The 14,062-nt window shown below is 54.8% G+C and carries 9 protein-coding genes; 3 read left to right on the plus strand and 6 right to left on the minus strand.

Annotated elements, in window-relative coordinates; all coding sequences use genetic code 11:
• Window positions 1-19 precede the first annotated feature (19 nt).
• Genes WJU16_RS05465 through WJU16_RS05475 form a run of 3 tightly spaced genes read left to right on the plus strand, consistent with a single transcriptional unit; the run spans window position 20 to window position 4,518 of the window.
• Entirely contained in the window at window positions 20-2,422 is a 2,403-nt protein-coding gene (locus WJU16_RS05465) for a glycoside hydrolase family 95 protein (protein ID WP_341837313.1), read from the plus strand.
• Between the two features lie 12 nt (window positions 2,423-2,434).
• Window positions 2,435-4,186 (plus strand): beta-galactosidase, encoded by a 1,752-nt coding sequence (locus WJU16_RS05470; protein WP_341837314.1) that lies wholly within the window; start codon window positions 2,435-2,437, stop codon window positions 4,184-4,186.
• Window positions 4,144-4,518 carry a hypothetical protein gene (locus WJU16_RS05475; protein WP_341837315.1) on the plus strand — a complete coding sequence of 125 codons (375 nt, stop codon included), beginning with the start codon at window positions 4,144-4,146 and terminating at the stop codon, window positions 4,516-4,518. The genes WJU16_RS05470 and WJU16_RS05475 overlap by 43 nt, the downstream gene beginning before the upstream one ends.
• A gap of 279 nt (window positions 4,519-4,797) precedes the next feature.
• Here the strand turns inward: WJU16_RS05475 and fbp are convergent, their stop codons facing one another.
• The 6 genes from fbp to WJU16_RS05505 all read right to left on the minus strand — a co-directional run bounded on the left by fbp (window position 4,798) and on the right by WJU16_RS05505 (window position 14,047).
• Window positions 4,798-5,790: a class 1 fructose-bisphosphatase gene (fbp, locus tag WJU16_RS05480; protein WP_341837316.1), complete on the minus strand. Its 993-nt coding sequence runs from the start codon at window positions 5,788-5,790 to the stop codon at window positions 4,798-4,800.
• A 42-nt stretch (window positions 5,791-5,832) separates the two neighbouring features.
• Complete coding sequence (locus WJU16_RS05485) at window positions 5,833-7,182, minus strand: hypothetical protein (RefSeq protein WP_341837317.1); 1,350 nt, start codon at window positions 7,180-7,182, stop codon at window positions 5,833-5,835.
• A gap of 78 nt (window positions 7,183-7,260) precedes the next feature.
• Window positions 7,261-8,991, minus strand: coding sequence for a RagB/SusD family nutrient uptake outer membrane protein (locus WJU16_RS05490; protein ID WP_341837318.1), 1,731 nt, complete (start codon window positions 8,989-8,991; stop codon window positions 7,261-7,263).
• A 10-nt stretch (window positions 8,992-9,001) separates the two neighbouring features.
• Complete coding sequence (locus tag WJU16_RS05495) at window positions 9,002-10,033, minus strand: hypothetical protein (protein ID WP_341837319.1); 1,032 nt, start codon at window positions 10,031-10,033, stop codon at window positions 9,002-9,004.
• Window positions 9,952-12,114: a SusC/RagA family TonB-linked outer membrane protein gene (locus WJU16_RS05500; RefSeq protein ID WP_341837320.1), complete on the minus strand. Its 2,163-nt coding sequence runs from the start codon at window positions 12,112-12,114 to the stop codon at window positions 9,952-9,954. The genes WJU16_RS05495 and WJU16_RS05500 overlap by 82 nt, the downstream gene beginning before the upstream one ends.
• 370 nt (window positions 12,115-12,484) lie before the next feature.
• The gene (locus WJU16_RS05505) at window positions 12,485-14,047 is read right to left on the minus strand and encodes a right-handed parallel beta-helix repeat-containing protein (protein ID WP_341837321.1); all 1,563 of its coding nucleotides are present in this window, start codon (window positions 14,045-14,047) and stop codon (window positions 12,485-12,487) included.
• Window positions 14,048-14,062 lie beyond the last annotated feature (15 nt).

The raw sequence follows: 14,062 nt of genomic DNA on the forward strand, positions 1-14,062 counted from the left end.
CACAGCAAAATTACCCAACATGAAAAAACGATTGATTCTTTTGGCAATCATTGCCGAAAGCACCACTCTTTTTGCCCAGGATCCACCGTTGCGGCTCATCTACCACCAGCCTGCACGCCAGTTTACTCAAGCGTTTCCATTGGGCAACGGCCGCCTGGGCGCCACTGTTTTCGGTGGCGTTACCCGGGAAAAAATCATCCTCAACGATGATAGTTTCTGGTCCGGGGAACCAATAGACGTGACCATACCCGGCGGCCCCGAGATTGTATCTAGGATCGAAGCCGCCATCGCAAAACGCGACCACCGGCTTGCCGACCAGCTCGCCCAACAGATACAGGGCCCTTACAACCAGTCGTACCAGCCACTGGAAACCCTGGAACTTTCCTTCGACCATAAAGGAACACCATCCCGATACACCCGTTCCCTGGACCTTCAAAACGCCCTGGCTAAAATCTCCTACGAGGCCGACGGTGTCACCTATACACGGACGGCCTTTTCCAGTTACCCTGGTCAGGCATTCGTTCTTCGCCTGGAAGCAGACCAGCCAGGCAAGCTGAATTTCGAGATAAAACTGTCCGGACCGCATCAACGGACGGCACGGGTTCACCGGAACAATACCCTGGAATCCGGCGGAAAGGCCCCCGCGCATGTAGACCCCAACTATCTCGATACACCCCATCCCATTATTTACGACAGCGCAACAGCAGGCAAAGGCATGCGCTACACAACGCTGGTGCAGGTAGAAAATACAGGCGGCACCGTGATCCGGAAAGGGCAAACCCTCCTCGTCAAAAATGCCGACAAAGCAACGATTTACCTGACTGCCCGCACGAGTTTCAACGGCTTCGACAAATCACCGTCCACCGAAGGTGCGGACAGCGAAAAACTCGCCCGGGCCGACCTGCAAAAATTACGCGGTAAAACATACGGTCAAATATACCAGGAACACATCACGGACTTCGGGGCATTGTCTGGCCGCTTATCTTTTCGCCTGAACGACGGTAATGATCCTGCACAAGACACCACGACGGAATTCTCGCGGCTCGACGTCGCACGGAAAACGGAATTGCTCTTCCAACTGGGCCGCTATTTTATGATTTCCGGATCGCGACCGGGATCGCAGCCCCTGAATCTGCAAGGCATCTGGAACGAATGGGTGCGGCCGCCCTGGAGCAGCAATTATACCATGAACATCAATTCCCAGATGAACTACTGGCCTGTTATGGTGACCAACCTGGCCGAATGCCATAGCCCCATGCTCAATTTTATCGAGGAACTGGCCGTCAACGGCCGGAAAACCGCAAAGGTAAATTATGGCAAGAAGGGATGGGTAGCGCATCACAACGCCGACGTCTGGCGGTATTCCGGAACCGTCGGAAATAAGAGCGGTGAACCATCATGGGCGAACTTCATGGGAGGAGGCATCTGGGAAACTTTTGACTTCTGGGAACACTACCAGTTCTCGCAGGACCGCCGTTTTCTGGAACAGCGCGCCTACCCGCTGCTGAAAGGCGCCGTCGAATTCAGCCTCGACTGGCTGAAGCGTGATAAAGACGGGAAACTCGTTCCGCCATTCACGGTATCCAGCGAAGCTACTTACCAGGATACCTCCGGGTATAAAGGGTATTGCATTTCCAATACCGGGCAGGACATTGCGCTGTACGGAGAATTATTTATGAATTTTACCCGTACCTGTGAAATCCTGCAACGTAAAGACGAATTATACACCCGCGCTAAAGAAGCACTGGCCAGCCTGCCTCCTTACCAGATAGACCCGGAAGGGAAAATCAAAGAATGGCTGGAACCGGGGGTTGACCGTCCTTACGGTGGCAATAAGAACCACCTGTCGCAGCTCATCGGTTTTTTCCCGGGCAGGCATCTGATTTCCCAGCAAGACGCCAGGCTGGTGAGGGCAGTAAAACGGACGCTTGAAATATTCGGCCCGGGGCAATCCGGCTGGATGTATGCCTGGGAGATTAATCTTTGGGCAAGGCTGCAACGGACAGAGCAAGCCTACGAACTGGTGAAGGCGCTGACAGACCGCGTAGGCGCGAATGACGTGAACCCCGACGGCGGTTACCAGGTGGACTGGCTGTTTGGATATACAGCGGGCATATGTGAAATGTTGATTCAATCACACACCAACGACGATTCCGGCGCGCCAGTGATTGCACTGTTGCCTGCCCTGCCGAAAGAATGGCGCAACGGTAGCATTCGGGGTATACGTGCCCGCGGCGGTTTCGAGATAGACATGGATTGGAAAGACGGGCTGCTGGCAAAAGCGGTGATCCGAAATGCTGCACCATCAGGCCCGAAACCGGCGACCGCCGTTATTCTTGCCAACGGCAAAAAAGAAGTCAGGCAGATTACGGATCAGGTCGAAATCAACTATTCCACATTATCTCCCAAACAAAACAAATAAACTGGTTCTATCATGCAGGCGAAATTGCAGAAAATGGTATTATGGACCGGGCTCATGCTGTTCGGTGGCGAGGCCTCGCGCGCACAGGTGCCTGCGTACGATCTGGACGCCGCAAAGCTTCCCGGCGTAGCCATACAGTCGATCCCGGAATTCTCCGGAACCCATCCGGCAGGTGTCCGGCTAAGCGTAAACAACCGGTATTTCGAAAAGAATGGTAAGCCATGGTATCCCATAATGGGCGAATTCCATTATTGGCGATACCCGGCCGAATACTGGGAGGAAGAGATTGTTAAAATGAAAAGCGGTGGCTTGCAAATCGTGGCTACCTACATTTATTGGGGTGCGCACGAGAAAACGAAAGGCAACTGGAACTGGACGGGCAGGCTGAACCTGCGGCGATTCATCGAACTTTGTGCGCGGCATGGCATGTACGTTTGGCTACGCCCCGGCCCTTACATCAACGGCGATGTGAGGGGCCGCGGATTCCCCGACAGGATTTATGAAATGCGGCAGAAACGATCCAACCACCCGGCCTACCTCAGCGAAACGGATGCCTATTTTGAACAGGTGGGCAGGCAAACGCGGGGAATGTACTGGAAGGAGGGCGGCCCGGTAATCGGCGTACAGCTGGAAAATGAGTATGCCTCGGGAGACAGCACGCATATTTCGCAGCTGAAACAATTGGCCATTAAAAACGGTATATCCCCCGTTTATTGGTCCGTTACCGCCAATACGGTTTTCAGGGATGAAACGTTCGAGGTGCTGCCCATGCAGGGCGCCTATTGCTATCGCGGATGGGAAGCAGGTCAGCAGCTGACCACCGACTTCCTGTTCTCCCGTGACCAATGGATCATGGAAAAAAATCTCGGGCAAGTGTATTACGACGTGGAACGCTATCCAAGGGCCACCTGCGAACAAGGCGCCGGGATGCAGGAGACGCACGGAAGCAGGATAAGCGTAGCACCACACGTCATCGAAGCGCACGCGCATAACCAGACAGGCCGCGGCGTTAACTTTATGGGGTACTTCATGTTCCAGGGAGGCACACAGTACCCGGGAACGGAAATGAAACTGTCTGACGGACCGATGATGCCCTCCGGCCTTGTTTCGTATGATTACCAGGCTCCCATCGACGAATTTGGCCGGCTGAATGACAGCTACAAATATCTGAAGTTGCAACACCTGTTTCTGAACGACTTCGGCAACAGGCTGGTTACCATGCAGACGATCCGTCCGGCAACGCTGCCCACCGTTCCCGAAGACACGGCAAACCTGCGATATACCGGGCGCTTCAACGGGGAGGGTCAGGGTTTCATCTTCCTTTGCAACACGCAGAATTACCTCGCAATGCCACCCAAAACACTCCGGATGAAGGTTCATCTCCCGGACGGGCCGCTGACATTCCCGAGAGAACCTGTAACCTTTACCGACGGAAAGATTGCTACATGGCCTGTAAACTTCCAATTCGGCGGAATTAATGTCAGGTATGCCACGGCCCAGGTGCTTTGCGACATTTCCCAGGAGAAGGAACAAACGCTCTTCATGTATGGCACCGATGGAATAGACCCTGAAATTTGCATCGATCGTAAAGGTATCGATTCGATGTCCGCTACCGGTTGCGCGTATTTCAACTCGGAATCCGCAGCGTATTTCAACCCGGAAACATTGCCGGCAACGATTACGATCAGGAAAAAGACGGGCAGCGTGCAGTTATCGTCGTATTGCCGAGGGAAGACGCTGAAAATGCGTGGAAGACGCAAATAAAAGGACAGGAATACCTTTTTATTACGAAAGCTTCTTTACTCTTCTATCCCGACTACATCCTTGCACGCCAGCCGGAAGATCCCAGTTTGAATATCCGGGCATTCCCAAAATTCCCGGGCGTAAAAGTCGGACTGCCAGCAGGGAAACCAGGAATATTCCAGACCTATACTGCCCGGCTCAGCAATTTTAATGTTGATAACATCCTGAAAGCCACATCAGACAGTACCGCTGAAATAGCGCTGCATGGCAAATGGCCCGCCTTTGTCAGCGATGTGTTTATAGCAACCCACTTCCAGGGCAATATGGCTGCTGCCAAAAAAATGATGTGGTAGTTGCGGACAGGCTATATTACGGCAAACCCTGGTATCTCGGACTTAAACGCTTCCGTACGGCTGAAGCCGGCACGAAAAACAGGTTAAGTCTTGCGATTACAGGCGAATACGATCAAAAACCGCCTAAAATATCCAAAGTCTCGGTGATCCCCGAATACCAGGTTAAAATTAACCTGCGGCCAGGTTCATCCCGCTGACTTACATGACAAACCCGCCCCGACGGCGGGTTTGTCATGTATTCCTGATTTATCCCGAAACAGCCGCCCAAACCGTTAGCCCTCAATTGTGCATCCAGGCGTGCAGCTCGGCCATCATCTCCCGGCTCCCCGCGAAGAAGGGCGTTCGCTGGTGCAGCGTGGAAGGTTGGATATCGAGGATAGGTTGATGGCCGTCTGTAGCCACTCCTCCCGCCACTTCGAGGATAAAGGCGAAGGGGTTGCATTCGTAGAGGAGCCTCAATTTCCCATTGGGCTTGCCGGTAGTGCCTGGATACAGGAAGATGCCGCCTTTGAGGAGATTGCGGTGCATATCGGCCACCATGCTCCCGCTGTAGCGCTGTGTGTAAGGGCCGCCATCCCGCGGCGCCTTTTGCTGGCATTGATCGATGTATCGCCGCACGCCTTCTCCGTAGCTGAAAAAATTGCCGTGGTTAACGGAATAGATCATTCCCTGCGCGGGGCATTGGATATCCGGGTGGCTGAGGCAGAACTCCCCGATGGAAGGGTCCAGGGTAAAGCCGTTCACGCCGCGGCGCGTGGCGTACACCAGCATGGTGGACGAACCGTAAATGATGTACCCCGCCGCGATCTGGCTCCTGCCTTTCTGGAGGAAATCCGCCTGCGTTGCCGCCGTGCCCCTTTCGGACACACGGCGGTACACGCCGAAAATCGTACCGATCGAAATGTTCACGTCGATATTGCTGCTGCCGTCCAGCGGATCAATGAGGCATACGTACTTGGATTGCCGGCTGACGTCATCTTCAAAAGCGATATAATCATCCATCTCTTCACTCCCCACGCCCGCACAACTGATCCCGCGCTGCAATACTTCCGTAAAATGCGTGTTGGCATACACATCCAGTTTTTTCACTTCTTCACCCTGCACATTCATCCCGCCCGTATCTCCCAGGATATCGGCCAGCCCCGCCTTGTTCACTTCCACGTTTACGCGCTTTGCGGCGAGGCCGATATCCCTGAGCAGCCCGCTCAATTCTCCTGTTGCGTTCGGGAATCTTTTCAATTGCTGGATGGTGAATTCGTCCAGCGTCAGCATACTTCGGTTCATTTACTTTTTTCAAATAATTATCGACAATCCTTACTTTATGGCGAGCAGCCTCGCTTTCACCCGTTCCAGAAATCCTCTCGGGGCAAACGGCAGTGGGAATGCAGGCTTAACATTCGCCTGAACGGTCGCCAATGCTTCCAGCGCCGCCTGGGGGTTGGGGTATACGTCCGTGAACGGCGCCAACCGGTGCGCTTGCGGCATGCTGGCCTCCCAGGTACTGTGGTTCTCCACAAACCGCAGCACTTTCGCGAGTACGGGCGCCGTTTTGCTGTCGGCGACAAATCCTGCGAACTCCGCGATCACCTTTTCCGCGGTCAGCGAAGCATCCTGGCTGAAACGCCCCATCGCGTACACGTTCAGCGCTTCCGTCTGAATCCCGTCTTTGTCGATACTCGTATTCACGATCATCCCGTTCAGCTTCAATCCCCGCGCCTTGCGGGCGACATCCCCGATATACCGCGCTTCCGACTGGGTATAATGTGTGCCCACCAGGTAACCGGTATAGCCATCATCCACTTCATCGATCAGGAAATATGGCCAGGCCCATTGCCGCTGCACGCCCCTGCCCTCCAGCGCATCCACATCTGCCTGCGCGGGGAACAAGTCCGGCGTCTTGCCTGCCTTCACGTATTCGTTCAATGCGAGGGAGCGGTAATAATTATGCATGGGGTAGATCATCCCGATGTCGGCCGCCCATTTGGAATTCGCCAGCAACTTGCGGCTGAAAGATGTTTCCTTATCCCAGAATTCAACGGTGAAGGGAGAAATATGTACATCATCCCAATGCGCGATGGCCCAGGTATTGACGTTGTACAATGCCTTCGGGGCTTTCCTTTGGACGATCTCCTTCACGGTCATCACCATATCCATAAAATGATCCACGCCGGCCTCGCCCAGCTTCACCGGCGTACCACCGGGATCGCCGGCGAACAGGGTGATCACATCCGCCGCCGCCATCCGCGTAACGATCAGTTCAATATCTTTCAACCGCTTCTCCATCAAAACAGCATCTCTTGGATCGAAGCCCTGTCCATTCGGCCCCATATTGGAAAACACGACGATCTCCACCTTAAAACCGGCATGCTGCGCATCCCGCATCCGGGCGTGGTAAACTGTCAGCAGTTCCTCCGTGGCGATTTCGCCGGCGATGAGAATGGAAACCGTATTGTACCCGCAGGCTTTCCAGTAATCATAGTCGCGCTGAATTTCCCGGCTCCAGGAGGGCCAGAGGTATACGCCTAAATATTCGAAATCCGTTTTCGGCCGCACAACCGGGGCTTTGGTGTCCGGTTCTTCCGGCGTTGTATTCGCGGGTACCTTGGCCGTCTTCCCGCAGGCGAGGGTAAAGACGGACAGCATGAGCAATAAACAAAATCGCATATATCCGTAGTTTTAAATTTGGGTAAAAAAATAGCCGGTCCGCCCGGACCGGCTACCTGTTTCATTTATACTTTCCTTTTACCATCCGGGGTTTTGATTGGCCGCGAAATCGGGGATCAGGTTGGTTTCGCCGATGGGGATGGGGAACAACAGGAATTTATCCTGCCAGCCCGAGGCGCGTCGCTCCGTCACAAACCGTTTGTAAGTGAAAGAACCGTCCGGCTGTTTCCTGATTTCCATGCCGGTTACCAGCTTATCTGTCTGCGACAAAATTTTCCATCTCCGCACATCCCAGAAGCGGTGCTCTTCGTAAGCGAACTCCACCCTGCGCTCGCGGCGGATCCGTTCCCGCATCTGGTTTTTATCGAGCCCTGTGGGCAATTCCGGCATCCCGGCGCGCCTGCGCACGATATTCACCGGCTCATACGCCTGCGCGGGCCCGTTCGCTTCATTTTCTGCTTCGGCATAGTTGAGGTAGATTTCCGCCAGGCGGAATTTCTTCCAGCGGCACTCCTGCACCAACTGGTTCGCCGGGATCAACGGATCATAAAATTTCCGGAGGTAATAACCCGTGCGCGTGTTGGTGAACTGCACCTGGGGAATCATTTGGTCGAGGCCGCCGATAAAAGTTTCCACATGATGATCTATGCCGGCGATCATGCCGTAATGCGACCCGTTGTACCAGGTAGTTGCATAAAACCGCGGGTCGCGCCCTTCATACGGTTTGGTTTCATCATATCCCGAAGCCGCATTGATAATCGGTTGCAGGTGATCGTTATCCGAATAGCCCAATATCGCAGGTTCTCCGGTGACTTGCATTTCGTAACTGTCGATCAGTTCCTGGGAAGGGCAAGCCCCCGCACTGGTTCCGATGAGCCGTCCGTTCGTGGGAATGGTATTGATCACCGAGAATACGCCTGCTGGCGCGGGTATTTCGTGGATGGTTTCGAAGTCGCGGATATTGGCGCCCAGGTCCTGGGTTTTCAGGAAATACTGGCCATAATCCGCAAACAATTTGTAATCGCCCTGCACAGTGAGCGCCTGCACGGCTTCCTTACCCGCCTGCGCGGCCGCGGCCCATTTGGCGGCGTCGTTGCCGGGGTTCCAAAGCGGACTGGCATTGAACAGTAAAGCCTGCGTTTTGATGGCATAAGCCACCGATTTGGGGAAACGCCCACGCTCGGCCACGTTGGTGATCCGAAGCGGCACATCCTGGTTGGCGATCACGGCATCGCAGTCCTGCACGATAAAAGCGATTACATCGGCAAATGCCGGCCGTTTCAGCGTTTCGTATGAGAAGGTGGCGTCGAAAGGTTTATCCACGGCCGGCATCGGACCGTATTGTTTCACCAGTTCCCAATAAAAAAACGCCCGCAGCAATTGTACTTCCGCTTTCAGCCGGCTCTTCTTGGCGCCGTCTTTAATCGTGGCATTGTCGATGTACGACAAAAACAGGTTGGCATGCCCGATGCCCTGCCACCATACCGCATAGTCCAACATGCCGCTAAGCGGGTTGCTGGACGGTGTGAGGCCGCCATTCTGCCATTGCAGCGCCATGCCGCCGATATAAGTGTTGCGTACTTCCTGGGCTTCATCCGTTATCCCGGCTAAAAACCCGTAGTTGTTGTAATTGAAAAAGTACGTGGGTATTTTTGAATAGATCGTATTGACGAACGATTCCGTTTGTATCTCGTTCTTGAAAACGTCGTCGAACGTGATACGCCCGTCCGGTGTGATATCCAACGGATTCTTGTTACACGAGAACAACGCGAAGCATCCGGTGATGAAGTATATAAAGCTCTTTTTCATGTCTGATGATTTAGAAAGTAACATTCAATCCAAAGTTGAACACGCGCTGGATCGGGTAGGCGTACGCAGATAACTGTTCCGGGTCCACGCCCTTGAAGGGCAGGCGATCCCAGGTATAGAGGTTCTGCCCGTTCGCATAAACCCGCGCCCTGCTGAGCCCTACCGATTTGGCCCAGCCCGCCGGGAAGGTGTACCCGATTTCCACATTGCGCAACCGCAGGTAGCTCGCATTCACGTAAAAGAAATCATTCACGACTTCGTTGGGGGACACCTGCGTGGTGAGGCGGGGATAGCGGATCTTTTCACCGCTGGCCGCCCTTTCCGGGGTCCAGCTGTCGAGGTGCCAGTCCGAATAGTTGGTGAAGCCCGCGCCCGACCAGATGCCGCTGCCATTGAGGTAACGGCCCACGTTGGAAACGCCCTGGAAGAGGAAGCTCACGTCAAGCCCCTGGTAAGTGATGTTGAATGCCGCGCCGTACGTGTATTCCGGCAAATTGGTGTAGCCGATGGGCGCCATGTCTTTTTCGTTGACCAATCCGTCGTTGTTGAGGTCTTTATACTTGAAATCGCCCGGCCGGGAGGCATGGCCGCCCACGGTTTGCACCGGCGACCTGGCGATATCGTCATCATCCGCAAAATATCCGTCGACCAGGTAACCGAAACTCTGCCCGAGCGGGTAACCGGTGGAACGGTACCTGTACGCGAAATCTTCTCCGAGCAGGGGCTCGTCGGCAAAGAGCTGTTTGTTCTTCGCGTAGTTCATGTTCAGCTTCGCCAGGATGGACAGCTTCTTCGTCACCGCTTTCCGGTAGTTCAATTCGATTTCATATCCCTTGTTCTCGATCACCCCTACGTTTGCCGGCGGCAAAACGCCCAGCGGGAAGCCGTTCAGCACGGGGATGGTGCCGCGGCTGCGCAGGATATCTTCCCTCCTTTCCTTGTACACATCGATCACGAGATTCAGGTCATTGAACAATCCCAGTTCGAAACCGATGTTCGTTTTCTTCGCGATCTCCCAGGTGATGTTGCTGTTTTTGAGCATGTTGATGCCGATGTACTGTCCCAGGCCGAGACTGCTGGAATATCCCCCCCGCTCAATGTGATATCATCGAGGTACAGGAAGCGGCGGCCGCCCAGCTGGTCGTTACCCACGAGGCCGTACGACGCGCGTACTTTCAAATGAGAAATAGCGGGCACCGCCTGCATGAAGGGCTCATTGGAGACGAGCCACCCCGCCGAAAACGCCGGGAAGAAGCCGAACCGCTTGCCTTTGGCGAACTGCTCCGATCCGTTGTACCCCGCATTGAATTCAGCGAAATACTTATCGTCGTATGCGTAGGTGGCCCTTCCGGAAACGCCCCTTAAGTTGAACGGCAGCGCTATGCCCTGGATGTTCTGCTGCTGGAGGTACAGCGCCATGGCGCTCACCTGGTGCTTTTTGAACTTCCGGTCGTAATTGAGGTATGCCTGCACGTTGGACAGGGAAACGAAGCTGGTGGCGCCGCCCAGGCTCAGCGGCGTGTTCAGCCAGCCGCCATACTGCGCGAAGTGGATATCATCCGGCGCGTTGGGGTCCTGCGCATTGGGCGTGATCACCTGCATATATCTTACGAATTCCTTCCCACCGAAAAGGTTGTTGATGGAACGCGTATCGAACGACAAATTGACCTGCGCGGAAAGACCTTTCGTAAGTCCGGACAAATCCTGCTTCATCCCGAAAGTAGCCAACACGTTACTTCTCGTTTGCCGTACATAGCCCGATCTGTTCAGCAGGCCGTAGGCCGGCCAGTCGATATTCGGACCGGTGGTTACGTCGCCGTCGGGCGTCAGCTTCGGAACATTGGCAGGTACCCGCGTCATAAACGACATGATGTACACCGCCGGCGATTGCCCGGTCAGCACGGAGCTTACATCTCCCAACCGGTTTAAAATCCCCATCGGCATATTCTGCTTCTCCAGGTAACCGGCTACGTTGAGGAACGCATTCAGTTTGCTGTTCAGCCGCAAATCGATATTGGAACGGAAAGAGTAACGGTCCAGCTTGAAGGAAGGATCATAGGGAAGATCTTTCTCCGTCCGGAATTGCCCGCCCTGGTTCAGGTAGGTAGCGTTGACGAAATACTTCACCGCCTTGTTGGCCGTTACGCCGGAAATATTGAGGTTGTAGCGATGTTGCAGGGAGAAATCCTTCAGCATCACATCCCGCCAATCGGTATTGGGGTAATTGGCCGTGTCGGCGCCGGTCTTGTACATTTCCAGCGCATAGGGCGAAAACTGTGCGGCCAGTCCATCGTTTTGCAATGACAGGTTGCGGAGCCGCGCGTAATCGTATGAATTCACGGTATTAACGAAATACTGGAAATCCTGCGCGGCGACTTCCGCGCTGAAATTGATTTCAGGCACTTCCGCGGTACCGCGCTTGGTGGTCACCAGGATAACCCCGTTCGCTCCCCTAACGCCGAACAGGGCGGTAGACGATGCGTCTTTGAGGATGGTAACAGACTCCACTTCGTTGGGATCGATATAGGTCAGGTCGCGCTCAATCCCGTCGATCAGCACGATGGGGGCCGTTTGGTTGATGGTGGCCCGCCCTCGGAGGAAGAGGGAAGTGATGTCTCTCCCCGGCTCGCCGCTGGTCTGGAGGGTGGTTAACCCCGGCAGGCGGCCCGCCAGCGAAATGGCGAGGTTCGCGGAAGGGCTTTGTTTGATTTCTTTGGTCTGGATGGAAGAGATGGCTCCGGTCACCGTGGCCTTCTTTTGCTTCGCAAACGCCACTACCGCTACTTCCCGCAGTTCTTTCCGGGTAAACACCATTTCCACGTTGATGGTGGTGGCGGCGCGGACGGTCACCCGTTTCTCCAGGTAACCCTGGAACGTGAAAATCAGCTCCGCGCCGGGCGCAGCCGCTATGGTGTATTTACCGTTTTCGTCGGTTTGTGTGATTTTGGTTGTTCCCGCCACCCTGACGGTCACCGCAGGCAATGTGGATTCATCAAGAGAATCCGTGACGGTTCCGGTAATATTGATGGATTGTGAAAATGCCGCGGTGCCGCAAAAGGCGAGCAGCAACAGTAAAACCAATTGCCGCCAACAGACCGGGCAACGGAATATAATTGTATTCATACGGGATTGATTGAAATGATAAGTCTATCTAATGTCTAACGTATCTAAGGTACCGACTAAGAAAAATGGTTGATGTCCTGTTCTTAACTCGAATTATATTATTCTTAACTTTTCACATGCTGCAACATAGCGGATGTATTCTTCCCCCCGATCTTTTCCTCCCGGCAGCGGCGACGCCATGCCGCTTGCCGGTTCCCGTAAAATACGCATAGTTGGTTTCATTACATCAGAACATGCGAAATGTTCCGACAATCCTAACTATTTAACAGCCTCCGGTCCCGGGCGCTTCCACGTCTACGAACGCGCTCCGGGCCGGTAGTAAGTTTGATGCAGATGGTTAAGGTACATTCGCCCATTTCTCCGGCCGGCATTATTGCACCAGTTTTTTAGCCGATAGGGTACCGGTGTAGGTGACTACGATGGATTCCCCGGGTGAAAGCACCGCCGTAAAAGGAACGTTTGCCCCGAGCGCGGCGGGCAGGATGCTCACCCCACCCCGCGTAACGGCTGACACGCCGGTACTGGCGCTGAAGTACACCGTTTCCGGGGAAATCCCGGCCGTGTACGTCCAGGGCGAACCGCCGGTAGTAACCGACGCCGCGCCCACCGGGTTGTAGCCCGTCATGTCGCGGATCATGTTGCCCGCGCCGGAAGAGCCATTGGCCACGGCCGTGGTATTGCCGTTCATGCTGCCGCCGATGAACTTCGTGGTGGCGGCGTTGCCCTGCAAGGCGAGGCCAAAACCGTTTGCGTTCACGGAATTGTTCATGAAAGTATTGCGCACCGAGCCAGTAGTTACGTAAATGCCCGCGCCGGTGCAATTAAAGGCATACGTGTTGGTAAAGATGTTGTCGCGGCAGTTTTCGACATACAATCCCCCCGCACCGGCCGCAGCACCAGGGATGCCATTGGAACCATTGATCATGGTATTGGTGAACACACCCTTCTCCACATTCGACAGGATGATGCCGATGCCCAGGGAAAGGGAGGATTCGGTGGTGAGCGAGAAAACGAACTGGGTGTTGTTGATGAAAATACCATCGCCGATCACGCTGTCGGCGAAAACGCGCGTCAGCCACAAAGCGATACCATTGTTGAGGACGATGGACCGGATAGCGGGATTGTACACGCGCGGCCCCAGGCCCCAGCCGACAACATCCACCCTTTCCAGTTCCAGGCCGGCGTAGTCCTCCAGCCGGATGCCTTCCCAGGTTACGGTGGCGGGATCGGACGTAAAATCCACGTTTGTGGAACGGATGAGGAAGAAGCCTCGCGAGCGGCGGTTGTAGATCTGCCGGCCCCGGGTTTGCCAGGCCATGCAATCGTCGATGATGATGTCGACCACATAATTGGTGGCATGCGCTTCGTCGCCGATGGCTTCCACACAATGCGAAAACTTGATCTTCGAAAGGCGCACCCGGTACACCGGCACCGCCGAATTAGTGCCGAACCGGATGGCGGTGGACGACGCGCCCGAGCCGGTCATGTCGATAGAAACGTTGCTGATCCCTGAAGTCAGTTCGAAACCGGTCATGCGGAAGAGCGACGTGGTGGCGGTGGATTTCAGCAGCACCTGGCTCTCGCCTTCGATGATCTGCCCGGAACCCACGGTGATCTGGTTCGTACCGAAGTGGAAGCCCGCGGCGGTGTAGGGGATCTTCACCGTTTTGCCGGTAGCCAGCGCCGTGTTCATGGCCGTGGTATTGACGCCCGCATTGGCGATGTTGCCGTCGCCGATCGCACCGTAATCGGTGATCAGCACATAATCGGCCGCCGTGCTTTGCGACGGCCATGCCGCCGGGATGTTGGCCGAAGGCCGGGACAATCCGGTGAGGGCGTCTGCCCTGGCCTGGTGAACGGCGGCCGGAAGGATGCCGGACACCAGTCCGAAGTAAAAGGCCAGCCGCTTGAGAAAGTGAGATGTTGATTGCATAAGGGTTTATTGTTT

The organism is Chitinophaga pollutisoli, from assembly GCF_038396755.1.
Taxonomy (GTDB): Bacteria; Bacteroidota; Bacteroidia; order Chitinophagales; family Chitinophagaceae; genus Chitinophaga; species Chitinophaga pollutisoli.